Origin of the sequence: Cognatundibacterium squillarum, assembly GCF_014652435.1 — a bacterium.
In the GTDB taxonomy this organism is placed as follows: Bacteria; Pseudomonadota; Gammaproteobacteria; order Burkholderiales; family Burkholderiaceae_D; genus Undibacterium; species Undibacterium squillarum.
Map to the genome: position 1 here is coordinate 420,724 of NZ_BMYU01000002.1, position 24,080 is coordinate 444,803.

At 51.4% G+C, this 24,080-nt stretch carries 26 protein-coding genes; 6 read left to right on the forward strand and 20 right to left on the reverse strand.

The annotated features are described in order from the left end of the window. Window positions 1–72: 72 nt before the first annotated feature. From IE092_RS06065 to IE092_RS06075, 3 genes are all read right to left on the reverse strand, one after another. Window positions 73–441 carry a hypothetical protein gene (locus IE092_RS06065; protein WP_189356134.1) on the reverse strand — a complete coding sequence of 123 codons (369 nt, stop codon included), beginning with the start codon at window positions 439–441 and terminating at the stop codon, window positions 73–75. Between the two features lie 234 nt (window positions 442–675). Beyond that, the gene (locus IE092_RS06070) at window positions 676–1,821 is read right to left on the reverse strand and encodes an NnrS family protein (RefSeq protein ID WP_189356135.1); all 1,146 of its coding nucleotides are present in this window, start codon (window positions 1,819–1,821) and stop codon (window positions 676–678) included. An 11-nt stretch (window positions 1,822–1,832) separates the two neighbouring features. Continuing rightward, complete coding sequence (locus IE092_RS06075) at window positions 1,833–2,537, reverse strand: Crp/Fnr family transcriptional regulator (protein ID WP_189356136.1); 705 nt, start codon at window positions 2,535–2,537, stop codon at window positions 1,833–1,835. A gap of 277 nt (window positions 2,538–2,814) precedes the next feature. Between IE092_RS06075 and IE092_RS06080 the strand changes: the two genes are divergently transcribed. Then, entirely contained in the window at window positions 2,815–3,267 is a 453-nt protein-coding gene (locus IE092_RS06080) for a pilin (protein WP_189356137.1), read from the forward strand. A 96-nt stretch (window positions 3,268–3,363) separates the two neighbouring features. Here IE092_RS06080 and IE092_RS06085 read toward each other — a convergent pair whose 3' ends face one another. Genes IE092_RS06085 through moaA form a run of 3 tightly spaced genes read right to left on the reverse strand, consistent with a single transcriptional unit; the run spans window position 3,364 to window position 7,029 of the window. Then, window positions 3,364–4,011, reverse strand: coding sequence for a response regulator (locus IE092_RS06085; protein WP_189356138.1), 648 nt, complete (start codon window positions 4,009–4,011; stop codon window positions 3,364–3,366). A gap of 37 nt (window positions 4,012–4,048) precedes the next feature. After that, window positions 4,049–5,971, reverse strand: coding sequence for a type IV pili methyl-accepting chemotaxis transducer N-terminal domain-containing protein (locus tag IE092_RS06090; protein ID WP_189356139.1), 1,923 nt, complete (start codon window positions 5,969–5,971; stop codon window positions 4,049–4,051). Window positions 5,972–6,000: 29 nt separating this feature from the next. After that, entirely contained in the window at window positions 6,001–7,029 is a 1,029-nt protein-coding gene (moaA, locus tag IE092_RS06095; protein WP_229793061.1) for a GTP 3',8-cyclase MoaA, read from the reverse strand. A 177-nt stretch (window positions 7,030–7,206) separates the two neighbouring features. Between moaA and IE092_RS06100 the strand changes: the two genes are divergently transcribed. Both IE092_RS06100 and IE092_RS06105 read left to right on the forward strand, forming a co-directional pair. Next, the gene (locus IE092_RS06100) at window positions 7,207–7,557 is read left to right on the forward strand and encodes a DUF3147 family protein (protein ID WP_189356140.1); all 351 of its coding nucleotides are present in this window, start codon (window positions 7,207–7,209) and stop codon (window positions 7,555–7,557) included. A gap of 117 nt (window positions 7,558–7,674) precedes the next feature. Continuing rightward, window positions 7,675–8,322 carry an FMN-binding negative transcriptional regulator gene (locus IE092_RS06105; RefSeq protein ID WP_189356141.1) on the forward strand — a complete coding sequence of 216 codons (648 nt, stop codon included), beginning with the start codon at window positions 7,675–7,677 and terminating at the stop codon, window positions 8,320–8,322. Between the two features lie 174 nt (window positions 8,323–8,496). Here IE092_RS06105 and IE092_RS06110 read toward each other — a convergent pair whose 3' ends face one another. The 5 genes from IE092_RS06110 to IE092_RS06130 all read right to left on the reverse strand — a co-directional run bounded on the left by IE092_RS06110 (window position 8,497) and on the right by IE092_RS06130 (window position 12,612). Further along, on the reverse strand, window positions 8,497–9,171 hold the full coding sequence (locus tag IE092_RS06110; protein ID WP_189356142.1) for a TetR/AcrR family transcriptional regulator: 675 nt from the start codon (window positions 9,169–9,171) through the stop codon (window positions 8,497–8,499). Window positions 9,172–9,470: 299 nt separating this feature from the next. Further along, window positions 9,471–9,944, reverse strand: coding sequence for a hypothetical protein (locus tag IE092_RS06115; RefSeq protein WP_189356143.1), 474 nt, complete (start codon window positions 9,942–9,944; stop codon window positions 9,471–9,473). Window positions 9,945–10,019: 75 nt separating this feature from the next. Beyond that, complete coding sequence (locus tag IE092_RS06120; RefSeq protein WP_189356144.1) at window positions 10,020–10,676, reverse strand: NAD-dependent epimerase/dehydratase family protein; 657 nt, start codon at window positions 10,674–10,676, stop codon at window positions 10,020–10,022. Between the two features lie 60 nt (window positions 10,677–10,736). Then, window positions 10,737–11,522 (reverse strand): SDR family NAD(P)-dependent oxidoreductase, encoded by a 786-nt coding sequence (locus tag IE092_RS06125; protein ID WP_189356145.1) that lies wholly within the window; start codon window positions 11,520–11,522, stop codon window positions 10,737–10,739. Window positions 11,523–11,709: 187 nt separating this feature from the next. Next, window positions 11,710–12,612 (reverse strand): LysR family transcriptional regulator, encoded by a 903-nt coding sequence (locus IE092_RS06130; protein ID WP_189356146.1) that lies wholly within the window; start codon window positions 12,610–12,612, stop codon window positions 11,710–11,712. 107 nt (window positions 12,613–12,719) lie between these two features. On the opposite strand from IE092_RS06130, the gene IE092_RS06135 reads away from it, so the two are divergent. After that, the gene (locus IE092_RS06135) at window positions 12,720–13,586 is read left to right on the forward strand and encodes an SDR family oxidoreductase (protein WP_189356147.1); all 867 of its coding nucleotides are present in this window, start codon (window positions 12,720–12,722) and stop codon (window positions 13,584–13,586) included. Between the two features lie 302 nt (window positions 13,587–13,888). Here the strand turns inward: IE092_RS06135 and IE092_RS06140 are convergent, their stop codons facing one another. Continuing rightward, the gene (locus tag IE092_RS06140; RefSeq protein WP_189356148.1) at window positions 13,889–15,514 is read right to left on the reverse strand and encodes a methyl-accepting chemotaxis protein; all 1,626 of its coding nucleotides are present in this window, start codon (window positions 15,512–15,514) and stop codon (window positions 13,889–13,891) included. Window positions 15,515–15,871: 357 nt separating this feature from the next. Beyond that, window positions 15,872–16,258 carry a VOC family protein gene (locus IE092_RS06145; RefSeq protein ID WP_189356149.1) on the reverse strand — a complete coding sequence of 129 codons (387 nt, stop codon included), beginning with the start codon at window positions 16,256–16,258 and terminating at the stop codon, window positions 15,872–15,874. A gap of 330 nt (window positions 16,259–16,588) precedes the next feature. On the opposite strand from IE092_RS06145, the gene IE092_RS06150 reads away from it, so the two are divergent. Continuing rightward, entirely contained in the window at window positions 16,589–17,458 is an 870-nt protein-coding gene (locus tag IE092_RS06150) for a hypothetical protein (RefSeq protein WP_189356150.1), read from the forward strand. A 190-nt stretch (window positions 17,459–17,648) separates the two neighbouring features. On the opposite strand, the gene IE092_RS06155 is transcribed toward IE092_RS06150, so the two are convergent. Genes IE092_RS06155 through IE092_RS06165 form a run of 3 tightly spaced genes read right to left on the reverse strand, consistent with a single transcriptional unit; the run spans window position 17,649 to window position 19,326 of the window. Then, window positions 17,649–18,191 carry a phage tail protein gene (locus tag IE092_RS06155; RefSeq protein ID WP_189356151.1) on the reverse strand — a complete coding sequence of 181 codons (543 nt, stop codon included), beginning with the start codon at window positions 18,189–18,191 and terminating at the stop codon, window positions 17,649–17,651. A gap of 35 nt (window positions 18,192–18,226) precedes the next feature. Further along, a complete protein-coding gene (locus tag IE092_RS06160; RefSeq protein WP_189356152.1) occupies window positions 18,227–18,766 on the reverse strand; it encodes a phage tail protein in 540 nt (179 codons plus the stop codon). A gap of 44 nt (window positions 18,767–18,810) precedes the next feature. Continuing rightward, window positions 18,811–19,326, reverse strand: a complete 516-nt coding sequence (locus IE092_RS06165; protein WP_189356153.1) for a phage tail protein — start codon at window positions 19,324–19,326, stop codon at window positions 18,811–18,813. A 322-nt stretch (window positions 19,327–19,648) separates the two neighbouring features. Between IE092_RS06165 and IE092_RS06170 the strand changes: the two genes are divergently transcribed. Continuing rightward, on the forward strand, window positions 19,649–19,807 hold the full coding sequence (locus tag IE092_RS06170) for a hypothetical protein (RefSeq protein WP_189356154.1): 159 nt from the start codon (window positions 19,649–19,651) through the stop codon (window positions 19,805–19,807). Between the two features lie 95 nt (window positions 19,808–19,902). Here IE092_RS06170 and IE092_RS06175 read toward each other — a convergent pair whose 3' ends face one another. Genes IE092_RS06175 through IE092_RS06190 form a run of 4 tightly spaced genes read right to left on the reverse strand, consistent with a single transcriptional unit; the run spans window position 19,903 to window position 23,895 of the window. Further along, on the reverse strand, window positions 19,903–21,822 hold the full coding sequence (locus tag IE092_RS06175) for an asparagine synthetase B family protein (protein ID WP_189356155.1): 1,920 nt from the start codon (window positions 21,820–21,822) through the stop codon (window positions 19,903–19,905). A 20-nt stretch (window positions 21,823–21,842) separates the two neighbouring features. Beyond that, window positions 21,843–22,676, reverse strand: a complete 834-nt coding sequence (locus tag IE092_RS06180; RefSeq protein ID WP_189356156.1) for a sulfotransferase domain-containing protein — start codon at window positions 22,674–22,676, stop codon at window positions 21,843–21,845. After that, window positions 22,673–23,572 (reverse strand): phosphoenolpyruvate carboxykinase (ATP), encoded by a 900-nt coding sequence (locus IE092_RS06185; protein WP_189356157.1) that lies wholly within the window; start codon window positions 23,570–23,572, stop codon window positions 22,673–22,675. Before IE092_RS06185 ends, IE092_RS06180 begins: the two co-directional genes overlap by 4 nt. Before the next feature lie 38 nt (window positions 23,573–23,610). Further along, window positions 23,611–23,895 (reverse strand): PqqD family protein, encoded by a 285-nt coding sequence (locus tag IE092_RS06190; protein ID WP_189356158.1) that lies wholly within the window; start codon window positions 23,893–23,895, stop codon window positions 23,611–23,613. Between the last annotated feature and the right edge of the window lie 185 nt (window positions 23,896–24,080).

Sequence of the window (24,080 nt, forward strand, 5' to 3'; positions counted from 1 at the left end):
GCTTTCTGCACAACAACGGAGTCCGTATACCACATCAACGCGAGAGGGACCTGCGCAACATAAGCAAGGTACTTACGGGCACTTACCCGGAACAGAAGGCGGTTTCAGATGATCCGGTTCACCGGGTTTGCGATGGCGAACGCAGTAAGTACCGTAAGGGGTTTTGACCTGCGATACCGGACGGCCATCGGTTTCGTAAATGCGCTGTTCTTCGATACCGCCCTCGGTACGGTTTGACCGCCCTTTTTCCAGCCGCTGACGGAAGGCTTCGCGGGTTGCGTCATGCCGGTTTTGATCAGTCTGTTTTTCTGATGCTGAAGAAGCCGCTGAAGCGGATGCTGGTACATTGTCGGGTTCCGGTACCGGAAGGCGACGTTGTGGTGGTTGAGAATACACCGGCAAAGGCGGCACTGTATCAGTCAGCGTCTGCGTTTTTTTCACCGGTTCACCAGTGTCTGCTCCTGTAGTTGCGGAGAATAAAAGCAAACACACTGAAATTACGGTTGCCACGGGCGGCATGAAACGCTGCATCATCTTCACCTTTCCATAAGATGCAGAACGATACCATGCAGGCACCATGTATCCAAATCGTATATACAAGAAAACAAATCAGCGCAATGACACGACCGGCATCGGTGTATTTAACGATCTGTTCAGCTTTCTGCGACCAGATCGTCAGCCGGCTTTTCCATCCGCTCTCGGTTGCAGATATACAGGTAACAATTTCGCTCCCCAAACCAGTAAGGCGATAATCCAGATGGTCAGCGATACCTGCATCAGCACAGCCTGATGCAGTAACGATGCCAGTACGCGCAATGCTGCTGCGAAGTGTGCTGCCCAGTAAACCAGCCATAACCAGTCTGGTGCCTGCAAAGGGCGTCCGCTGTGTCCGAAAGAAACACGGCTGACGAAACCAATCAGCATCGTTCCCATCAGCCCGAGTGCAAATCCGTGCACTGCAGCGCTACCGGTATGCAGACCTGATGCCTGCGCCAGCAACAATGCCGCTGATACAGGTAACCATACAAACGCGTAATGCAGCATCGCTAGCAAGCGGTTATTCAGGCAGCGATAACTTTGCCAGCGATACAGTGCAGTCATGCTGCTCAGACATAAGCCCGCCGCGCCTATGGCTGTCATGACAGGTAATGCAAATCCCTGACCAATGACAATCAGCTCACAGCAAACCACCCATGTTGCGAGTAGCCAGTAGGGCTTCCACATCTGATAAGGCTGCACCACATTCTGACTGAAGAATGGCAGCATACGGTGACAGACATTTAGAAACACTGGCAATAAGAAACCGAACACTGCCAGTGCCGTTGTCGGTACTGCGTATTGCGACAGCCCTGCCCGAACCAGCATCAGAGTGAACATTGCAACGGCGCCATGCATCATGCCAAATAATAATACCCAGCCATGCCAGCGGTCTTTGACCGCACTGCTGCCACAGATTCCCGCCCAGCGTAATGTCACACCCAGCCAGGCCAGTAGCATCAGTACGCTGCCAGCCAGCCCTGTCCAGGACAACCCGCTGATATCTGAAAAAATCTGCGCGGCCACACCGGTCAGATAGCTGGCACCTGCCAGCACAAAGCCTCGTTTTTCATCCGGCATCGCCAGCCACTTCGGCCCTGCGGTAAAGGTAAATCCAAGAATAAATAAGGGAAAGAAACCCAGCGGCATCAGCATCGCGTGCGTTTGCAATCCACCTGCAGACAAAGCTGGTAAACGGTACCCCCACCAGCCAAACATGACGAGAATCGCCAGCATGCCGCTGAAAAAATACAATCGGTGCGGGGCAATACGAAGTAATTGCATAGTGTTCCGTTTCAGGCGCGCATGGTGTTTTGCATGGGTGCAGGTTGCAGCAGGCGTGCCAGGCCTTCCTTGCTGAGAATCGCAATTTCTGAACCATTGACCTGTATCATGCGGTCACGCATCAGATGGTGAAAAACCCGCGATAGTGTCTCTGCGGAAATATCCAGAAACGACGCTGTTAAGTGTTTTTTTAATTCCAGACGGAAGCGGTCTGATCCCTGCATTTCAGCGGACTGCAGCAAATAGTCGGCCACGCGCTGGGTCGCATTTTGCATGCTCAGACGTTCTATATTGTGCATCAGACCCGCCATCCGGTCGGCCAGACCTTCCGCCAGATTGCGGTTAAACGTCAGTGAAGTACGCATCAGCCAGCTGACGGTACTTGCCGGTAAGCGATAAATCAGCGTAGGTTCAGCGGCGACAGCGCAAAACGGCAGAGGCTTGCTGCGCATCCACATGACTTCGCCCAGACTTTGCCCGGGTCGTATCAGTTCCATAATCCGGTGTGCGCCCTGATCAGAGGGTAAAACCAGCTGTATCAGTCCGAACACCACCAGATCAATCGCGTCGTTCAGTTCATACGTTTTGCGTAAATGCTCGCCACGCCGGAGTTCTGTCCGTATCAGTTCCGGCGCAATACAACGCAGCTCACTGGTACTGACATCTTTAAACAGGCGCTGATTCTGCAGTACGCCGGTAACGGTATCAAAGTCCATGTGCTCCCTCCTGTCTGCACACAGTCTAAGTAAACAGCGCCGGACTGACTATACGTCAAGAGAACTAATTAACATAGTTAAAAATTTGTTATTTTTACAAAAGAAAGTCATCTTCAAGGAGAATTAAGCAAACTAAATTTCCTCCCCAAAACTTGATTTACATGTAAATTTAAAAAACACCATGTTTACCAAAAAACAAACTTATATTATTGAATGCTGCACAACAATGTGTCAGAATGTAACTTTTGTTTAATTAATTAACTAAGGAAATCGTAAAATGTTAAAAGTAAATTCGATTCAGCGTGGCTTTACATTAATTGAACTGATGATTGTTGTGGCGATTATTGGAATTTTGGCGGCTGTAGCTTTACCTGCATATAACGACTACACAACCCGTGCGCAAGTTTCTGAAGCAGTTGAATTAATGGGCGGTCTCAAAGGACCACTTTCTGAATACGGATATCAGAAAAATGCGTGGCCTTCAAAGTTAGTTCCTTCTACAGGCACACCGGCTGCGGATGAATTAACAGCGACTCTGGTGGGAAAGTACGCGACAATAAGTGATACTTTGACTGGTAACTTCCCAAGCGGCACATTAACAGCGACAATGACATCTGGGCAAGCAAATGCTAGCACTGTCGAAATGTCAACAGCTGATGGCGGTAACACGTGGAGTTGCTCTGGTGGTAGCGTTCCCGGAAAATATCGGCCGGTAGCATGCAAAGAATAATGTGAAAAAGTAAAATCTGGATTTTTTCAATACAAAAAGCCGGAAGAACAATCCGGCTTTTCCAAAAAAACTTAAATATTTAAATCTTGTCTTTTATCAGGATCTATCCAGCCCGTTCTCCACCGCATACACTGCGATCTGGACACGGCTGGACAAATTGAGTTTCTTCAGAATATTCTGAACATGAATTTTGACGGTGCTCTCGGCCACATCCAGCTGGCGCGCAATTTCTTTATTGCTCAGTCCCTGCGCCAGACAAGCCACCGTTTCACGTTCACGCGGGGTCAGTTTCTCTTTTTCTGACGCTGCCGGACTATTGTGCTGATGCTGTAACTGCATTACCAGTTTAGCCGTCATGCTTTCAGAAACCACCGGCTCACCGGCAGCGGCACGTCGCACAGCATTCACCAGATAATCAGCTTCAATATTTTTGATCAGATAACCTTTAGCACCGGTACGTAAAGCCTCACCCAGATGCTCTGCTTCTTCGGATACAGTCAGCATCAGCACCGCCGTCGATGGCATATCGGCGACAATCAGGCGCATGGCTTCCAAGCCAGACAAACCGGGCATGTTCAGATCCATCAGCACCACATCCGGTTGCAACTGACGCGCACGTTTGACGCCCTCTGCACCATCCGACGCTTCACCAACGATTTCAAAATCCGTTTGTCGCTGCAATAGTAAGCGGATGCCGGTGCGAAACAGCGTATGGTCATCCACCAGTAAAATCTTGATCGTCATCGTCATTCCTTCTTTTGCCTGAGTTTCTGTCTGAATATCAGGCGACACGCCGTTCGTGGCGCGTCAGATTCAGTATCACGCGTGTGCCTTCACCACTGGCGCTCTGAATATCCAGAGTCGCCGACATCTGCGCGGCGCGTTCCTGCATAATGCGTAATCCCACATGGGAATCGCCTTTTTCGGCGAGTTCCGCTGCACTGAAGCCGCGTCCGTTATCTTCCACCCGCAGGCTGAAATCACGCTCGTTCAGAATGCTGACCACTACCTGATCTGCCTGCGCATGCTTGCGGATATTCGACAGCGCTTCCTGCAAAATAAATAAAACCTGCAATTGCTGTTCCGGCCCCAGCGGTGCGCCTTGCCCACTCACATCCAGACTGGCATGCACACCAGTCTGACGTTCAAAGCGTTTCAGCACATTCTGCACCTCTGCTTCAAAATCCGATTCCTGCAAGCGGGTACGGAAATTCAGCAGCAATTCGCGCACATCTTCGTAACTCTCCTGCACACCGGCGCGCAACAGCGGAATGATATCTTCGACTTCCGTGAATTGTCCGCGCTTTTGCGAATCTTCCAGCATTTGTACCTGCAGATTCAGGAAGTTCAACCCCTGCGCAATACTGTCGTGCAAACCCTGCGCCATCAGATTGCGTTCCTGCGATACCGCGTATTCAAGCTCTTTCGCAATCAGGCGCTGATTCTCAATGGCCGTGCCAAGATTGCGGCCCAGCGTTTCCAGCAAACGGCGCTCTTCCGCTGTCAGCAAACGCGTATCACGAAAATGCAGAGAAAAACTGCCGATCACTTTATCCATCGCGGTGATCTGGAATACCGCCAGACCGTGAAAGCCTTCTTCTTTACACAAATAGGTTTTCGGCGTGCTCAGCGCCTGCAAATCCTGAATCACAATCACGCCTTTGCGGGTAGCCTCACCACAAAAACAGGAATGCACTTTCATGCAGTGCTCTTTATCTGTAATGTCTTCTGAAATACCTTCATGCACAGTCAGATGCAGATTGTCGCTGTCGCCATCCAGTATTCTTACTGTACCGCCGTCTGCACCGGTGCGCTGCATGATACGTGCCAGAAATCCCCTGCTCAGTTCTTCAATGGTGTGAGGGCCCGCCAGAAATCCGCCGATTTCATACAGGGTAGACATTTCATGATTCTGCGAACGCAATTTCGCCGTTTTTTCAGCTACCTTGTCTTCCAGTGTGCGCTGAGCCGTCTGAATTTTATCGGCCATCTGATTAAAGGCCTTTGCCAGCTCACCGAATTCATCTTCGCTGTCCACTTCCACTCTGGCATCCAGATGATTCTGTGTCATCAGCGCAATACCCTGCTGCAAGCGGTTGACCGGCGAAATGATCCAGAGGAACAGCAAATACAGCACTGCCACACTGGCCGCCAGCGACATAAAAATCAGCGCGGTCTGACACAGGCGCAGCCAGGTCGTTTTCTCAGCCAGTTCAGTTTCGACCGCAGATACCAGCTGATTGATATTCCCGACAAACAAGGGAATGTGATCCCGCAATACGGATAAAGCCGCCTGACGCTGCGGCATATCCTGCGCGTTCAGTACAGCTTCGGTGTAACGCTGAATTTCCTGCTGCCAGCGTTTTTCCACATCATTTAACTGTTGTTGAATTGCAGGAGAGGCCGGTAAAAACAGCGGGCGCTGCGGATCACCTTTGTGCAGCAGCATGAAGGTCTGGCGGAATTCATTCAGTTCATCCTGCAGCGCTTGGGGCGCTGCATTCAGGCTGATTTGCGATAGCAGTTTGTACGAGCGCATACGCATCGTACCGGCCTCATTAATAGCTGCTGCGCCGCCTTCCAGCTGCCATGACAGCAGCAAGGTATAGCCAACCGCCGACAGTGTCAGCATCAGGCCAATCAGCGTGGATGCGAGAATCCGGAAGGTCAGGCGCTGGCGTAAAGGGAGCAGCAGATTTTCCATAAATGGCGGAATGTTCAGTGTCAGAATGATCAGCCGCCAGTATGCGACATAAAACGGATAATCTGCTGTGGTTGCTCACGAAATTCGTGTTTTTCCGGTTTCAGCTCTATCGCCTGACGGATAATCGCAGTCAGCTCCGCATCGCTGCAGCCATCGCGCAGCGGCGCACGCAGATCAACGCTGTGCTCTTGCCCCAGACACAGATACAGACGGCCATCGGAAGCAAGACGCACGCGGTTGCAACTGGCGCAGAAATGCTGACTCATCGGAGTGATAAAGCCCAGTGAATTGTGGCCATCCGGCGTTTCCCAGTAACGCGCCGGGCCACCGCCCAGCTCTCTGGTGACAGGAATCAGGCCGAATTCGCTGACCAGTTGCTGTCGTATCGTTTCCAGCGTAGCCATCCCGCGTACGCTGCCGGTTTGCCCCATCGGCATTTCTTCGATCAGCCGCAAAATATAGCCATGCTCAAAGCAATAGCGCACGACGGCCGGAATTTCATGCTCATTCACGCCCTTCAGCAGCACCATATTGACCTTTACCGGCCCCAGCCCTGCAGCACGCGCTGCTTCCAGCCCTGCCAGCACATGTGGCAGCTTGTCCGCACCGGTAATACCGGCCCAGCAGGCACGGTCTAAGCTATCCAGACTGACGTTTAAGCGATTCAGTCCGGCTGCCTGCAATTCGGCGGCCACCGGTGCCAGCAGCGTACCGTTGGTGGACAGAGAAATATCTTCCACTCTCTCGATCGCACGGATACCGGCGATCAGTTGCGGTAAGCCTTTGCGGGTCAGCGGTTCGCCGCCGGTAATGCGCACGCGACGCGTACCCAGTGCGGCAAAAATGCGGGTCAGCCGCAGAATTTCCGGATACGTCAGCCATGCCGCCGGCTCAGTAAAGTCCCGGAAACCTTTAGGCATGCAGTAATTGCAGCGCAGATCACATTTATCCGTGACCGAGATACGCAGATAGCGGATATCGCGCCCGAAGCGGTCCCGCAGCACGGGGCTTTGTTCTTGACGCTCAGCAATGGAAGGAATAGCAGGCATAATGTCCATTCTCTGCCAGCGGCAGACAACGCACAATTGCTCTGGCTGGCTAGACCATATAGTTCTTTCGAACTATTTTTCTGACATGAAGCGTCAGTTTTTTCCCCGAAACCGTAACCGGATACAGACTGACATCTGCATACCGCAGCTAGCCTCTATAATTTCGCGCTTCACGAGGGAAACAATATGAGCTGGTTAATCACAAAATATCTGGTAACCGCAGGCCTGGTGGTAGCGATTTCAGAACTTGCCAAACGCAGCGATAAACTGGGCGGCCTGATCGCGGCGCTGCCTTTCGTCACCCTCCTGACGCTGATCTGGCTGCATATCGAGCAACAGCCACAGGAAAAAATCGCTTCGCATGCGTGGTACACCTTCTGGTACGTGCTGCCGACGCTGCCAATGTTTCTGGTGTTCCCGGCCCTGCTCTCACGACTTGGTTTCTGGCCTGCGCTGATTTTATCGGCCTTGCTGACGATTGCCCTGTTTGCCGGGTTTGCACTGATCATGCGGCGTTTCGGGGTGCATTTGCTGTAAAGCGGCGCGGTTTTCCGATACAGATATCGCAAGTTTGCCTGACCGATTGTCATGCATCGTTTGCTGAAAATTCCTGCACTATCAGCGTTTTAACCCTGAACTGATAACAACCCGCCCATGTACAACCCGACCCGTTTTCAGGAAAACCGCCCCGAAGTTCTGGCTGCGTTAATGCAGCAATTTCCGCTGGCCACCATCGTTACCAGTCAGGATGGCGAACCTTGCGCCGATCACATACCGTTGCAATACATCGCCACAGAAAACGGCAATGGCAGGCTGATCGGCCACGTGGCGCGTGCGAATCCGCTCTGGAAACATGCAGACGGGCAAAAGGTACTGGTGATTTTTCAGGGGCCGCAAGCCTATATCACGCCAAACTGGTACGCCAGCAAAGCCGAAGACCCGCGCGTAGTGCCGACCTGGAATTATGCGGTGGTTCATGCACGCTGCACGCTGCGCACTGTGAGCGAACCGACGGCCCTGCTGGCTATTCTGCGGCAGCTCACTGATCAGCATGAAAGCAGCCAGTTCCACCCGTGGAGCGTCGATGATGCGCCAGCGGACTATCTCGATAAACTTTGCGCCGCGATTGTCGGTATCGAACTCGATGTCCACACGCTGGATGGCAAATGGAAAGTCAGTCAGGATAAGACACGCCAGAATCATGACTCGCTGGTGCAAGGTCTGCGTCAGGCCGGATCAGAGGATCAGCAGGCACTGGCGGACATGCTGCACGGCTACGGACCGGTGGAGAACAGGGACTGAAGCGGCCGGACTGCGGCAATACCGCCTGAAATTACCTGAAATTGCCCGAAATGCGGGGTTCAGCACAGCGATTCCCCGCTTGTCGGCAGAAAGTCCGGGTCTCCAGAATCATCAAATGCAGATTTCTGCACAATCAGAGTGAACATTCTGACCGGCAGCGGCGCGTTCGCCGCCTCAGGCCAGCGCACCGCGCCAGTACTCGTCCAGCGCCTGTTGCAGTTCGGTACGGAAATCCGGCCGGATCGCGGCAAATTCCGGCGCTTCCAGCAATTTGCGCAAATGCTCCGGATAATCCAGCGATTGCCACAAACCCCGGATCAGCGCATGGCTGCGCAACAGCAAACTGGTGCCACGCCCGGCCGGTAACTGCAGCGCTTTATCCAGTGCACTTCCGGTGTTGTTCAGCGCAAGGGTTAAGCCGATTTTGAAATCACGCAGGAATGCTTCACTGAGATTTTGTTCCAGCACGCTGTAGGTCATCGCGTCCAGCCGCAGAAACGCCGGATGCGCATCCAGATACGCCAGAATACCGGCAATCAGCTGCCCCGCCAGCGTAGTTCGCTGATCTGCAGACATATCGCCGTCCGCCATACCATCTGCCACCACCCCAAGCTGCTCCCGCAACGTTTGCAGCAAGCCGTGAAATTCCTGTTCCAGCAGCGACAGAAAAATTTCTTCCTTGGTCTGAAAATACAGATACACCGTCCCCTTTGCCAACCCCGCCTGCTGCGCAATGCTGATCACAGACGGCAATTGCCGGTCGTTCAGCAAAAATAAGGCACGGGCCGCATCCAGTATCAGGCTGCGTTTGGCTTGTTTATCGTGATGACTGAGGGCACGGGTTTTCATAACAGGATTCAAAACACAAGACGGCTATTGTAGCCTTACCTGTGCACAGGTAAGAAACTGAACTGATAAAAATCATGTTCCGTGGGTATCGTCATTTCTGCGCGTTTTTTTCTTCGGCGTCGAGAGATATGGTGGATCTGACGTTCAGTTTCACGGCGGGCTAAAAGTATAAGTACATCCGAACGAACCAACTTGTGGACAGTTTTTATCCGCGGACTCTAAATTAGTTGCGTACAAATTTGGGGAGCTGGTCACAGCGGCGTAAAGCGACAAGGTACTGCAATGCCTTGTTAAGCGATTTAAACCCACTCGTTTTCAGTCAATCGTTTTAACTCTGAACATGCTGATATAAATTCAGATTTATCAAACTCTGCTTTTTGCTCATTCTTACTCCACTGAACTGAGGTAACTATTCCATTGATGACTTCCACAGCAAACCCAAAACGAGCCCAAATAACTTTGTCTTTTTCAACTACTTGCTCAACCACGATAACCGTACAAGCCAAATCTACATCATCGGGACAAATTAGAAGCGGTACGAATGTTGAAGAGTTTTCTTTATGCGGAATCAACAGTTTCCAAGCTGAATTTAGCTCATTTTCATCCAATAACCAGCCTTGAGCGGGAACTAATCCAAATGTATCGTCTTCGCATGAGGCATTTTCAGCTATACATTTTATCCAAAGTTCAATCGGTGTTCCATCAATTGCTAAAACTGGATGAGGCGATGTCGCATAAGCCGACTTATGCATTTCAGCAGATATCAAATTCATATGTCAAATCCTAATTTCTCACAATCGTCGAAATCAAATTGTTAAATAACTATTTATAACATATATGTCATAAAATTAATACTCCAAGACCGCGTCTGCGAGAATGGCTGCAGATTCCAGAATGTGAACACCAGCGCCGGATTCCACTGCCATGCGGTGCATGCACTGCGCAACGCGGCTGGCGGGTACGATGCGGTATTTGCGCGGAATCAGCGGTGCCAGCCAGCTGAATACCCGCAATGCGATTGCTTCGCCGGGGCGGTGCTCAGTGCGCTGTCCGCCCAGCAATGAAGGGCGCACAATGTTCAGCGATGCAAATCCGAGTGCCTGCAATGCTGCTTCGGTCTGACCTTTGGAGCGCAGATAAAACGAAGCAGCATTAGGGTTTGCGCCGAGTGAGGAGTTATACACCATGCACTGGCAACCGGCTTTCAGCGCCAGCTGCGCGGCTTGAATCACATAATCATGGTCGATGCGAGTGAAGTCTGCCTGACTACCGGCCTGCCGGATTGTGGTACCGAAAGCGCACAACACAGCATCGGCTTTCCACCAGTCCGCATGTTCCGGCAGTGCCGCAAAATCCACGATTGGATTGTCGAGCTTAGGATGCGGTGGCAGCGGTTTGCGGGTAGGTGCCGTGACGCGGCTGACTGACGTATCCTGCAAGGCTTGCTGCAATAATTGCTGCCCGACCAGTCCGGTAGCGCCGAGAATTAAAAGATGTTTATTCATAAGCAGAATCCTTACAGAAAACCGGTTCAGGTTTAACGAAAAACTGACACGCACCAGAAGTCAGTTTTTCATCAGCGACGCAGCAATTTTCGCCTGTAACCAGCGCGGTGCAAAACGATTCGAAAAAATCGTCAGCTTGTTCATGATGCCGGGAATCACGCTTGGCTTACCGGCAAACATTGCGCGCAGGCCAATCTCCGCTACCGGACGCGATTGCATCATCATTAAACGCTGGTACAGTGTGGCTTTCTGACCAGACACATCCAGAAAACCGGTTGCCGTAATGCCCGGTGATAACACGCTGACCTTCACGCCGTATTTTGCCATTTCCACGTTCAGCGCTTCACCCAGCAACAGCACATAGGCTTTGGATGCGGCGTACGCTGCGTAAAACGGCGTTGCCTGATACCCGCCGATACTGGCCACCAGCAGTATCTGCCCTTCGCCGCGTTGCTGCATCTGGCGTGCAAAACCATAAGTCAGGCGGGTCAGCGACATCATATTCAGTTGCAGCATTTCTTCGGTTTTTTCGTATGGCTGTTCAGTAAATTCGCCGAACACACCAAAACCGGCGTTATTGATCAGCGTATGAATCTGAATATTCTGTGCTGCCAGCGTTGCAATCAGTGCATCAGCACCTGCGGCACTCGCCAGATCCTGTGCGATGACGCTGACCTGCACACGGTGCTGGCTGCGCAATTCCGTTGCCAGTACTTCCATCGGCGCTGCCCGACGTGCCACCAGCACCAGATCATATCCGCGCTCTGCCAGCAAACTGGCGAAATCCTGTCCGAAACCGCTGGAGGCACCGGTTACCAGCGCCCATTTTCCGCTTACTTTTTCCATGAAATTCCTTTAAATGACCATTGGTCAGTTACCGATCAAAAATAAATGACCGTCGGTCATTTTTGGAATATCCTAAAAATTCCGGCGCTGTTCGTCAAGCAGAATTTTGTTGCAATGCGCTGTTATCTTTGCCGTCACACATTATCCGGCACAGCAGATCAGGCAAGATTTTGTATCTGAAAATGGCTTATTGGCGCGTAAATCCCGGCAATTCCGGCAAACGCTCCACCAGCAAATCAATGAAGCAGCGTAGGCGCGGCGACATCTGGCGGCGGCTGGTGTACACCGCAAACAGCGTAACAGGACGAATCTGCCAGTCGGGCAGTACACGTTGCAGGCGGCCGTCTTCCAGCTCTTCCGCCACCATGGACAAGGGCAGAAAAGCGGTTCCCGCATCCGCCATTGCGCACCATTTCGCCATTGCTGCACTGTCGGTCAGCAAACCGGCGCTGACATGCAAAGGCCGCTGCTGACCATCTTTATGCATCAGCCACATCGATGACAAATCGACTTCTGCGGGCGCAACTGCCGGTGCCTGCAACAAATCTTCCGGCGTGTTGACGGGATGCATCGCCAGACTTTTCGGTGAAGCAACTGCGGCAAAATGCACGGTGCACAAAGGACGTGCCACCAGTTGCGGCGCGGGTTGCTGGGTAGCACGCAGTGCAATATCAAAACCTTCTGCGACCAGATCGACCAGTTTTTCATCCAGCCGTAAATCCAGCGTCACATCCGGACACTGCTGACGGTATGCTGCCACCAGTCCGCCAAAACCCGGATGTATCAGCCATGTCGGGGCGCTGACTTTCAGTTTGCCGCGCGGCAGCTCTGTGCTTTCAATCAGATCCGCTTCCGCCTGATCAATCAGCCCCAGCGCCTGTTTGCATTGCAGATAGTAGTTTTCACCGGAAGGCGTAAGCCGCCGCTGGCGACTGGTGCGCTGAATCAGGCGCGTTCCCAGCCGGGTTTCCAGCGCGTTCAGATACTTGGTCGCCATCGGCGTGGACATCTCCAGCACTTCCGCAGCGGCGGCCAGACTGCCCTTTTCCACCACTGCACAAAACAGGCGCATACTTTTGAGCTGATCCATCATCATTTCCTTTTAAGAAATTCACCCTTGCCTGTCGCTGGCTGGCTGAACATCAGGAACGGTAGCAGAATCTGCCTGTCTTCACCAGTTTCGTTAAAGGAAAAAACATGTTTGCAATTACCGGTGCTTCCGGCCAGCTCGGCCGTCTCGTGATAGCTCAGTTACTCAAAACCGTTCCGGCATCGCAGTTAATCGCGATTGTCCGTAAGCCGTCCAGTGTTGCGGATCTGGCAGTACAAGGCGTGCAGGTACGTCAGGCTGACTACAATGACAGCGCCGCCATGCAGGCAGCCTTGCAAGGCGTGCAGCGCTTGCTGTTAATTTCTTCCAGTGAAATCGGCCAGCGCGAAGCGCAACACCGCAATGTGATTCAGGCTGCCAAAGCAGCAGGTGTGCAACTGATCGCTTACACCAGTCTGCTGCATGCCGACCGTTCACCACTGGCACTGGCGCAGGAACATGTCGCTACTGAGCAAATCCTGCGCGACAGCGGCATTGCGCACGCCATTCTGCGCAATGGCTGGTACACCGAAAACTATCTGGGCAGCCTGCCGGTGGTCTTGCAGTACGGCGCTGTACTCGGCGCGTCCGGCGAAGGCCGCATCAGTTCTGCCAGCCGAGCGGATTATGCAGCAGCGGCGGCAGCAGTTTTACAGGATGCAAACGCTGGCGGGAAAGTGCTGGAACTGGCTGGCGACACCAGCTACAGCCTCAGTGAACTGGCTGCCGAAATCGCAGCGCAATCCGGCAAACCTGTGCAATTTCAGAATATGCCGACGGCTGCATATCAGGCTGCACTGGAATCCTTCGGCCTCCCAGCCGGTTTCGCCGCATTGCTGGCAGATTCTGACGAAGGTGCGTCCAAAGGCGGTTTATTCGATGACAGCCATACACTGAGCCAGCTGATCGGCCGCAGCACCACAACCATGGCTGCCAGCGTGACAGAAGCACTGGCTGCATTGCCTGCCGCCTGATCACCCTCTTTGCCCTGACTTACTTCCTTTCGTTCCGGCCGGTACCAGCGTGGCCGGACGAAGGAAATGCTGGCTGACGGATTGGTGCGGACCAAAACACGCAAGGCGCAGACTCATCAGAATCTGCCCAGAGTCAGCCCGGGGTGAGCCGGAAAACCGCCAAAAATGCCCGAAATGCGGAGTTCAGCACAGCACCCCGGCGGTCGTCGGCAGAAAGTCTGGGGGACGGGAAATTGCACATGCGGATATCTGCATCATAGTTACAGCAACTTCGCGAATTAGCGACCTCACCATTCCGCCATTCACGCAGTAAGGCGGGACTCAGTAACAGCTGCGCTATCCCTGGTTGTTCCGGCAGATCCCAGCATCAGTGCGGCAGAGCGCCGGACTTGTTCGCGCAAACGGAACTGGCTGACCAGCAAATTCAGTGCATCTGCCTGCCCCTGCAACTGGCAGGTCACGGCATTCACTTGCTCGACCAGCGCCGCATTCTGCTGGGTTGACTGTTCCATTTGCCCGACTGTCTGGCTAATCAGAACGATGCCTTCGCTTTGTTCAAGGCTGGCAGTAGAAATTTCTCTGAGCAACGTGGAAACGCTTTGCACCGTAGCACGTATGTTTTGCATCACCTCACCGGCATCACGCGCACACTGATCACCGGTACGGACTTGCGCAACCGACGATTCAATCAGCCTGCGTATATCCAGCGCAGCACTGGCACAACGCTGCGCCAGACTGCGCACTTCCGATGCCACCACCGCAAACCCGCGCCCCTGTTCACCGGCACGCGCCGCTTCCACTGCTGCATTCAGCGCAAGAATATTGGTCTGAAACGCGATACTGTTAATCACATTAATAATCTCTGCCATTTGCTCAGATCCGCGCTTAATGCCGGACATGGTGGTAGCCAGACGTGCAATCACTTGTTCGCCGTGACCGGCATCCGTGCAGGCAGCCTGAGCCTGCCTGTCTGCCTCCTGGGTATGCGCTGCATTATTCGTGACGGCGGCTGTCAGTTGCTCGATTGCCGAGGCCGTTTCTTCTAAACCCGCCGCCTGTATCTCCGTGCGGCGTGCCAGATCTTCGTGTCCGCTGACCAGTTCATTGCTGGCGCGTGCAATATGTGCAGCACCATCGCGCACCTGCCAGACCAGATCACCCAGCCCGCAATTCATCTGATCCAGCGACGTCAGCAATTGTCCGGTTTCATTCCTCGCGTGCACACCGGCCGGATGTGTCAGATCGCCACGTGCGACTTGCTGCGCAACACTGACAGCATGCTGCAGCGCCTGCACCACGGTTTTGTTCAGCCAGCGCAAAGCAACTACGCAAATCAGGAATGCGAACAGAACACCGGCAATCATCAGTATCTTTTGCCGTGCCACGGCTTTCTGCGCCAGCAGATATTCCTGCTGCGCCACATCCTGCTGCAGCTGAATCAGCTTATCCAGCTGCAGCCGCATCGTTTCAAACTGACGGATGGCTGATACCAGCCACGCCGCGCGCTCGCTGTCGCCTCGCTGCGGCTGTAACAGCGGACTTACCGCGCTCTGCTGATATTGCTGACGTAACCGCGCAAACTCCCGCGCCAGTTTTTGTTCATCCTCAGTCAGATATGTCGCCATGTAGTCCTGCCAGTAGCGGTCTGCGTGTTGCTGCAACTGTCCGATTGCCACAATCTCACTGGCTGAGTCATCTGCACCTCTCTGGCTGATTCGGGCCAGCATTGCCTGCACACGTTCTTCGGAACGGATCACCTGATCCAGCTGCGCCATTGCAATCAGCCTGTCCTCATACACAGATTGCAAACTCGTCTGCATTGCCGTCAGGCTGTGCAGGCCGGTGAAACCGCACACCAGCAAACAAGCCATCAGCAACCCTGTCACCAAAAGCAAACTCTGCCGTACCGGCATCTGGGAAAAATTCATGCACTTCTCCTCCGTAGAAATTATCAAGCGCGGTTTCCGCCGGACCGCTGGCAGCTCCGGTACGGAATCTTTATCAGCGGGGCCCGTATGACTGTCGCTGATCTCCGCCGGCAGGCGATAGAGAACGCCTCCGGTAAGAAAACATCAACCGGAAAGCCATCAACGCACCGTGTTATTGCCATGTAAATATATTATAAATATGCAATATTACATGTTAATGAAAATCAACATTTCTATGAATAAATATTTTTATGATAATTTCATAGAAGAGACTGCATTGCCTCTGTGTAAGGCATGTATTGAATCCCCGCAGCCCATTCCGGCGCGGGGGAATACTGCAGAGTTTAGAGGGGGGGGTTAGTACAATTCAGCAGTCAGCCGCTGCGAGATCCACCAGATATTGCCCCAGCGGTCTCGCACACCGCCCTGCCGGTCATGATACGGTTTATCTTCCACCGCACTGATCAGCACCGCGCCTGCGGCGATTGCCTTTGCCACCGCCTGATCAGCATTCGGGGTGTACACATAAAACGATGACGGCATTGCCGGAAAATCCGGCGCGGTATCGCTGACCATCATAACCGCATCACCGATCAGCACCTGTGCGTGCGCGATGCGCTCGCCCTCGGCATGGCGCAACATTTCACGCGCGCCGAGACCTTCCGATAAAAACTGCAAAAACGCCGCTGCGCCATCCACAAAGAGATACGGCACCACGGTCTGAAAACCTGCTGGCTGATGCATGGTTTCACTCCGCTTAAAAGCACATTCAGGACAGTTCTGCTGATCAGCACGCGCCGCCGGCATCGGTAACAGCTTAGTACAAAAGCAAAGCGATTCCGCATGTGCAACCACATCTGCTACCAGAGAACATCCGAAAGTCTGTTTTTAGCCCGAAAACAGCCGGAATGCGGGGTTCAGCACAGCGATCCGGCTGTCGTCGGCAGAAAGTCTGGCTGACAGGAAATTGATCATGCGGAGACCTGCATAAGACCTGCAGATGTCAGAATGCAAATACTGATAAAATGACTTTACTGTATGACACAGATACTTCCCCGACTTCGGAGAACAACAGTGCCCGTCTGGATACAAAAACTCAGTTGGTATGCGATTAGTTTTCTGGCACTGGCGGGCGGTTTATTCGTTGCCAAGCTCAGCCGTTTATTGCACTTTCCGGCACTGGCAATGCCGCTGGCAGCGACGATCGCCATCATTTTGCTGGGAATGAAGTACAAGGCCGACCTTCCGGTTATTCGGCGACAGCAACACAATTGGCGCCGACACTATCGCTTGTTAGCATTGCTGGGATGGGCACCGCCCGTTCTACCTGCACTATTGACAATGCAATGGCGGTTACTAAGAAGTTTGCTGTGCTGGCTGCGACGCAAGCCCTATCCCTGGCAAGCGCCCGCAGGTCACCACTTCGGCTATCTGAAAAAAGGGCAATATCAGACTATCGTCATCATCATACTGCTTGGCTTGTTTGTGGAGTTGCCACTGCACGGACTGATCTTATCGCTGGTTATTGAAGACCTACACCTCAGAGCGCGACTTGAAACGATTCTGTTTGCGATTGCTGCCTACACTCTGCTGACATTGCTGGCTGACCGCTATGCGGTACGAGCCACCAAGCATGTACTCACCGGCGACGCATTGCTTCTGCGAATCGGCGATCGCTTTAAAGCCAGCATTCCACGCAATGCTATACAACACGCCTTCATCATGCGAGAGGACAAGCGTCTGTGGCTGTTACAGCAAAAAATTTCTGTTTTGGACACCATCAACATCACACCGGCAGATACACCAAATATTGTGATCGAACTCAAACCTGATACGACTCCGGTATTGCAGTGTCTGATGCTCTCCCGACCTGCGCCGAAATTTCTCTTTATCTATGTTGACGAACCTGGACAATTGCTGAATTTACTGCAGGCAGAGGATTAGAAATTCAAGCTGAGGTTCAGGATAGAAAACAGTCACCTGGCCCTGCTTGTTATACGCCGTCCTCTGATGTCACGCACCGGTGCATAAATGCGAACCTTTCCCACGATTGTTATCCGGAACAGGATATTCCCTATTCCCGTAGTGGTTCAGTTATCCGCATTTATGACCCGGTATTTTTCAAGCCATGAGCTTATGGCCTGACTGGGAATTCTCCGTCGTAACAGATAATGTAGTTCATTACCAGAAATGGCTGCCGGTTTTCATGTGCGCCACCTGCTCCTACGGATGATACTGCCGTAGAACTCATAGGAACCAGGGGAGTCACCTGTGTAGTATAGCTCTGGTCACCTTGCACCGTACCATGACCAATGTAGGTGTTGTTGGCCGGGGTTGAAATGTAGGCACCCGGTGTGGCTGAATTTTGTCCCGCCATCAAGGTATGGTTATGCGGAGGTACCTGGTTAATGTTCAGAGTCACTGTTGGGGTTCCGTAGCTTTGAGCCAGTACCCGGTTAGTCAGACCCATACCCGGACCTTGGCAGACGGCTGCTTTGGCACGCAGATCGGGGACACTGAAAGTAGTTCTGCCATCTCCGCCAAACCTATTGGAGATAACGGCAAACAAAGCCTGATACTGCATGACCTGCAATGATTGGCCATTACATATTAGCCATCCGACTGGCGCCCAGCCCCAGGGTACGATGCGGATTTCACCGATATATGCGTCATCCATATTATCCTCTTGTCTTATGTTCGTAAGTGTCTGATTTACTGCAGATCGGGATACAGGCCTACGGTACAAATAATGTAATTCAGCACAAGTGCAGGCATATTATTGTCGTGGCTTGTACCTCCCCCGGGGGCTGGCTGTAAGGCCGCATTGTTGAAAGCAACTGTCGCAAACCCTGAAGATGTACTTAACTCATAAAACGCACTGGCCGTAGTTCCCAGCAAGGGATTGCCCATAGGACTAGTCTGGTTGGCAGTAGTTTGGGTCGCATTGACTGTGTGCGTATGCGCTGGCAGGTTAGCTTCGGTAATTGTCACCGATTCAACACCCACTGTTTGCCCAATTGTGTAGGTAGTTGGGGTTGATGTGCTTGGCCCCTTACCAAAATGTAACGGGAGCCGACCACGCAGGTCTGGCAATTTAAAGTTTGTACTGCCATTGCCACCATAGGTGGTGCCGATAAGTGCGAACAGCGCTTCATTTCCACTGATATTCAGCGTGGAACCATCGCATAGCGACCAGCCACTCGGCGCAAAGTCCCCGGCAAATATACGGATTTGACCCAGGTAAGCCTCCATATTGCTTCCTTTCTGTTGATGGTGATCTGTTTACCGGCGCTGGTTCAAGGCCGTTGTGGATATAAACCGACGGTGGCAATACAGAACTGCAGTGCCGTAGATGGTTGTCGGTTTTCGTGCCCCTGGGAGGCGCCTGCAATACTCATGCTGCCTGAATGAAGCGGCTGAATACCTGATGTGCCCGGTGCGTAAATATTCGTTTTTGACTGGCAAAGCATTTTACCCAGTGGGTTATTGCTGGTTGGTGCGCCGTTGACCATTTCTACAGGATGGGTATGAGCTGGGATAGTGCTGGTGGTCAGTGTTACGCTTTCTTCACCTGCAGCTAGTCCCATGGTGTAGGAAGGAGAAACCTGGGCTGAGCCCATGCCGACCGTAACCCTGCCACGCAGATCGGGCAAGGCAAAGGTTGTTTTGCCGTCACCGCCATAGGTTGTTGCCAGTAATGAGTAGAGCGCAGTATATTGCGCAATAGGCAGGAGCTGGCCATTACAAGGCAGCCAACCCTGAGGAACCCTGTTAAACGCGAACAGGGTAATTTCACCTACATATGGATCCATATTACCTCTCTTAAAAAAAAAGCCACCGTCCGCAATGTCCATCTAATTGCTACAGCGATAATATGCTCAGATTTTTGAAGGGTATTGCCGGGGGTGTTGGTAGTTGTGAATAAACGGTATCGCTATGCTGCTGCAGGCATTTACAGGTGCCTTTAATTATCATATGGTATTTTTTTGTTTTTTGAGATATCAACCACTAAAATCAGTGGTTTTTTCACAAATCTCTTGCAAGTTTCTGCATTAAAATTTTTGTTATTGACTTGAGATTCCGGTTCGAACAGAATGCAGTAGTATTAATTTAATTTTGAGGATAGGAGGAATTATGACACTGGATTTATCGCAGTCTCTTGCTGAAGCAAAAACAGAAACTGTTTCAACTCTCAAGAAATGGTCTACGCCCACTGTCGAGATACATCATGTTCAGGATTTAACAATGGCAGGACCAGACGGTGCTAATGATGGTGGTACTTTCTCCAGTTAAGGTAAAAAATAGCTTCCAAAAAGAAAAGCCCGTAAATTAACGGGCTTTTCTTTTTAAAAATCTCCATAGAAAAATTATTATTTTTTTATTTTTTGTTACTCTGATGCAAGCCTTAAAAAATGTGCTATAGCAACTAAGCTCAGTAGATTGTTTGCCTGCTGGTAATGAGTTAGTTGAGTGTCGGGCATTTTTTGTACTGAAGCCAGGTCGAAAAGGCGACTAGCCATTGGCTGCTCTGGGAGCAATATAAACTCTCTGAATAACTCATGCTGCTCTTTGGTGATTTTGTATAACCAGTCCGCCCCTTGCAGCCCCTTTATTCTCGACACAATTACCTGTTGCGGCCAGTAGCGGGTTAAGGTTCGGCGAAGCAGCCATCGATTAATGCCGTTTTTATTGAATTGCTCAACCGGAATCGCCTGACAATAGCGAATCAGGCGAATATCTACCGTTGGGTCACGCCGGTCAATACCAGAGATGGCCAAGGTCCCCTTAACAAATTCACCGAAGTCACGTTTGGTAAGCAGTTTTTGGCGCCATACCCTGCTCTCATACCAAACTTTAGTTCCGTTAAACCTGCGCCCTGATTGCCAGCAATATTGCTGAAAAGCGCGACTTGTGGCGATGTCCGGATGAATATTCATGCCCGGTGATTTCCTTTTTTTCATCCGGTCAACCGTCTGTTCCAGAGCGGACTGCCAGCTATCGGGAAGCGACGGCATCAGCATATGGTACAGAACAGAGAGACGGCTATGCGGAGTACCATTACGTAGCTGCATCGACAGTTGCTTTGTTAACTCAATCAGCCGTCCTTCACGCAACAGCGTATTAAGTACCAGCGGGCCATGATAGCTGATCGTGAGATTTCCTAACTCCCCCGTTAAAAGAGTTGTCGCCCCCATAGCCGAGGATTGTTGCGCGATAGACATATCCCACAGCAAGTTAATAACATTTTTTGCCGGGCGATTATAGTGTTTAAACATACACTCCATCATGCTGACAATGCTCTGATCGTCGGTTCTTATCAGATGATGCTGAATGTTAGGAAACAGTGCCGCCACCTGCGCTGCCAAAGGACTTTCATCTACGATGCGATTCTGAAATGATGAAGAGAGCCCTTCCGGGTTGGGCACCGATGTATAAGCATGTAACTTCTGCCCGTCTTTTCCCAGTAAATTGGCTGCAATACTGGTGACCGTGGCACTATCAAAGCCTGCACTAAGTTGACTGGCTATCCCCCCGGCAGAACGTAAACGGCAGCGAACAGCCTCTTCTAGTTTTTCCAGAAAAGCTTCAACGTAGTCATCGTCGTTTTTGAAAAAAATGCGTTCTTCTGTTGGCGGCGCCCAATAGCGTTTAGAATAAAAACTTCCATCTGCCTCGAGAATCGCGTAATGACCGGGATGCAATCGGTAAATACCTGCAAAATAACTGTGATCAGAGCTTGAATCTGGCAGAAGTAGTAATAAGTCCCTTATTCGTTCTTCATCAGGTGCCATTGGCACTTCAGGTAAGGCTAACAGTCCCGCGGGCATGCTGGCAAAACCAAACCAGCCGTCGCCCTTATGGTAAAAGAGCGGGCGTCTGCCCATCTGGTCGCGGGCAAGGAACAAAGTTTTCTGCTGCTTGTCCCACACTGCAAAGGCAAAATCGCCCACCAGATGCTCCAGCAGCTGTTGCTCCCAAAGTTCATAGGCAGCCAATAGTACATCTGCGTCAGCCATCATTCGTAAGCGGGCTAAAGGAATACCCAGTTTACGGCCAAGTTCCTCCCGATTATCCAGGCGCACATCGGCAATCAGGACAAACCGGCCATTTCCACCCTGCAATGGTTGCTGATCGTACTGGTCTTCCGGTAGTAATTTTGTTAACCGACTGCCCAACACAATGTGCTGACCGTCCCATAACCCCTGTCCATGCCGGCCATATGGCTCCAGTGCTGCCTGAACGGTTAAACAGCGTTGTTTTGCAATTAACGCTTTATCAAATTGCACAATACCGCAAATAGCACTCATTGCTTGCCTTTATTATTCTTTTAAAGATATCCCAGCCGCTGCATTACCGGTCCGTGCACTTGCTCAATACGAGTAATTTGTTCCGAAGAGAGTACATTTTTCCAGCCCCCCACTTTACCTGCGCGAAAGAAACGCCGCCCCGGGGACAGCGCTTCCAGAAAACCATTCTGGTTTTCCTGCTTACTTAGTTCGTGGAAACTGGTGTTTTGAACCGCGCGTTCATACACTGATGCGGGGCAGTCGAAACCTACGTGGCGCGCTATCAAAGTGCCTTGCTCTACCGGGTCTGCCTGCATATCCTCATACCGGACCAGCAAAGGAACCGGGCTGGCTTGGTCCAGCCAGCTCTCTACATGCTGGCTCCACGTGCGCAGTGGCTGGCAAGTGTTGTAGGTAAATCGGCCAATATTTACCCCCAAAGACGCGTCATTTGAAGCCATTTGGTCTATCGCGTAATCAATCGGTTTGCCTAAATGATGGGCAAATGAAATGGCGACGTCCCGCGGATCGCGGACAATGTAGACACTGGCGCGGGTAAGCTCCGGTGGAAAGAGCGCTTGCTCAACTGAGTTACGTATCCAGGCATCATGAACCTTATGCATCACCACGTCATCAGCATATAAACTGCAAGCTGATAGCGCTGCCGGGCGCGCTAGCAAGATTTCCTCTTGAGTAAGATCAACGGTCGCAATTCCTAGCTGATCATCCAAAAACATTCGGGCGGAAGGTTGTATGACAACATCCAGCTGGTTGATATCAACAGAGCTGCCATTTTGCCTTACGCTACTGAGGAAAGCTCTGATCCAGGTATTGCCTGACTTGGGATAGGAGGCCAGCCAGATAAAAGTACTCATGCCGAGAAGGTTTCTTCAATGAGGTTAATGGTTTGATCCAGCTGCAAGAGATTGTCGGGACGAGTTAATAGCATAGTTGGCACTTTGCTGACCAGTTGCCCCAGTTGTTTGAAGCAGGCCTGTTCTGCCCCGGTTAATTGGGATAGCCGGGCCCGGTAAATATGCCTCCGTAGCTGCGCAAGGGCATTAATCTTGCTCAACTGTGTCAACCTTGCTGATGCAATATGGGTTCTTGGTTCGAGGATAATGATTGCCCTCAGTTCTGTTGGTACACTTTCGGACACAGATGTCACAGGGTAATGGAACTTTTGTAAACCGGTGCGAACATTACAGAGTTCATCCGTTCGAATCTCAAGTGCTTTCGCCGCGTCCTGCCAAAGCTTAATAGCAGGAAAAGCGGGGCGAACCGTGGCATTGTCTGAATTAATGACTGAGATATCATCACACAGTAGTTGATGTCCTCTGCTGATAAGTGCCGTCGCACAAGTTGATTTTCCTGCTCCGGACTGGCCGACCAGAGCGACAGCAGTATTTCCAATTCTGATTGAAGCGGCGTGCAGAGGCAATATCTGTCGCTGATGACAAATCATACCCAATGCCGGACCAAGTAAAAAGGTCATGACTTCTGCCTGAGGCGTGGCTGCCGGAGCGTCTACGATGATCTTTCGCCCATCCGACACCAGAATAGACACCGTCTCTCCGACGTTGATCAGTGCCAGGTTATCCGCATAAATGGTTATAAAAGGGCTTGAGAAAATAACCGGCAGATCAATCTGAGGAATCGGACCGTGTTTCAGATCGATGTCAGGTATTGCGGAACTGTTGCAGAGAGGAGCTACCAGAGGGAGTGATCGATCTGATCTTAAATGCCAACCGCACAGTGAGTAATCAGGCATATTTCGTATTGTCCTTACATGGTGGAGTATGTGATCGATTATTCTTCGCCGGTAATGGATAACAGATGATTTTCTTTAAGGATGTTGAGCAGGTTGCCAACATCTGTTTCTATTACAGCCGGATCTGCTTCATAGTCTCTGACAAGTGAACTGCAAAGATCCATGAAAAGTGGATAACTATCGATGCGACTCCAGATGTCGCTACTGACATCATCAAAGGCAAAATATTTTCCGGATTTAATGTTCATTAAAATCACCTTGCCGTCAATTTCCGAAGCAAGCAGATTCTGAATTTTGCTGATTCTTGAATGTGATGAAATCATGAAAAATTTTCCCGCTGAAATAGTTTAGCAATTAGTGTCAACTATAATTTTTTACAAATTAAAGTAGCATATTTCTCTTCACCCATTCTTCCGAGCAGAGAATTTCCACATTAAGATCAACATCAAAATTAAATATGACATTTATTTCCTATGGGAAATTTAATTGGACCACGTTATTATATATC

Excerpts from the sequence above, each read along its gene's own strand:
- IE092_RS06170 (WP_189356154.1), top strand. The coding sequence starts at position 19,649 with ATGACACTGGATTTATCGCAGTCTCTTGCTGAAGCAAAAACAGAAACT.
- IE092_RS06080 (WP_189356137.1), top strand. The coding sequence starts at position 2,815 with ATGTTAAAAGTAAATTCGATTCAGCGTGGCTTTACATTAATTGAACTG.
- IE092_RS06160 (WP_189356152.1), bottom strand. The coding sequence starts at position 18,766 with ATGGAGGCTTACCTGGGTCAAATCCGTATATTTGCCGGGGACTTTGCG.
- IE092_RS06110 (WP_189356142.1), bottom strand. The coding sequence starts at position 9,171 with ATGAAAACCCGTGCCCTCAGTCATCACGATAAACAAGCCAAACGCAGC.
- IE092_RS06125 (WP_189356145.1), bottom strand. The coding sequence starts at position 11,522 with ATGGAAAAAGTAAGCGGAAAATGGGCGCTGGTAACCGGTGCCTCCAGC.
- IE092_RS06135 (WP_189356147.1), top strand. The coding sequence starts at position 12,720 with ATGTTTGCAATTACCGGTGCTTCCGGCCAGCTCGGCCGTCTCGTGATA.
- moaA (WP_229793061.1), bottom strand. The coding sequence starts at position 7,029 with ATGGACATTATGCCTGCTATTCCTTCCATTGCTGAGCGTCAAGAACAA.
- IE092_RS06070 (WP_189356135.1), bottom strand. The coding sequence starts at position 1,821 with ATGCAATTACTTCGTATTGCCCCGCACCGATTGTATTTTTTCAGCGGC.
- IE092_RS06190 (WP_189356158.1), bottom strand. The coding sequence starts at position 23,895 with ATGATTTCATCACATTCAAGAATCAGCAAAATTCAGAATCTGCTTGCT.
- IE092_RS06180 (WP_189356156.1), bottom strand. The coding sequence starts at position 22,676 with ATGAGTACTTTTATCTGGCTGGCCTCCTATCCCAAGTCAGGCAATACC.
- IE092_RS06140 (WP_189356148.1), bottom strand. The coding sequence starts at position 15,514 with ATGAATTTTTCCCAGATGCCGGTACGGCAGAGTTTGCTTTTGGTGACA.
- IE092_RS06155 (WP_189356151.1), bottom strand. The coding sequence starts at position 18,191 with ATGGATGACGCATATATCGGTGAAATCCGCATCGTACCCTGGGGCTGG.
- IE092_RS06175 (WP_189356155.1), bottom strand. The coding sequence starts at position 21,822 with ATGAGTGCTATTTGCGGTATTGTGCAATTTGATAAAGCGTTAATTGCA.
- IE092_RS06105 (WP_189356141.1), top strand. The coding sequence starts at position 7,675 with ATGTACAACCCGACCCGTTTTCAGGAAAACCGCCCCGAAGTTCTGGCT.
- IE092_RS06085 (WP_189356138.1), bottom strand. The coding sequence starts at position 4,011 with ATGACGATCAAGATTTTACTGGTGGATGACCATACGCTGTTTCGCACC.
- IE092_RS06090 (WP_189356139.1), bottom strand. The coding sequence starts at position 5,971 with ATGGAAAATCTGCTGCTCCCTTTACGCCAGCGCCTGACCTTCCGGATT.
- IE092_RS06145 (WP_189356149.1), bottom strand. The coding sequence starts at position 16,258 with ATGCATCAGCCAGCAGGTTTTCAGACCGTGGTGCCGTATCTCTTTGTG.
- IE092_RS06100 (WP_189356140.1), top strand. The coding sequence starts at position 7,207 with ATGAGCTGGTTAATCACAAAATATCTGGTAACCGCAGGCCTGGTGGTA.
- IE092_RS06130 (WP_189356146.1), bottom strand. The coding sequence starts at position 12,612 with ATGGATCAGCTCAAAAGTATGCGCCTGTTTTGTGCAGTGGTGGAAAAG.
- IE092_RS06120 (WP_189356144.1), bottom strand. The coding sequence starts at position 10,676 with ATGAATAAACATCTTTTAATTCTCGGCGCTACCGGACTGGTCGGGCAG.
- IE092_RS06165 (WP_189356153.1), bottom strand. The coding sequence starts at position 19,326 with ATGGATCCATATGTAGGTGAAATTACCCTGTTCGCGTTTAACAGGGTT.
- IE092_RS06115 (WP_189356143.1), bottom strand. The coding sequence starts at position 9,944 with ATGAATTTGATATCTGCTGAAATGCATAAGTCGGCTTATGCGACATCG.
- IE092_RS06185 (WP_189356157.1), bottom strand. The coding sequence starts at position 23,572 with ATGCCTGATTACTCACTGTGCGGTTGGCATTTAAGATCAGATCGATCA.
- IE092_RS06075 (WP_189356136.1), bottom strand. The coding sequence starts at position 2,537 with ATGGACTTTGATACCGTTACCGGCGTACTGCAGAATCAGCGCCTGTTT.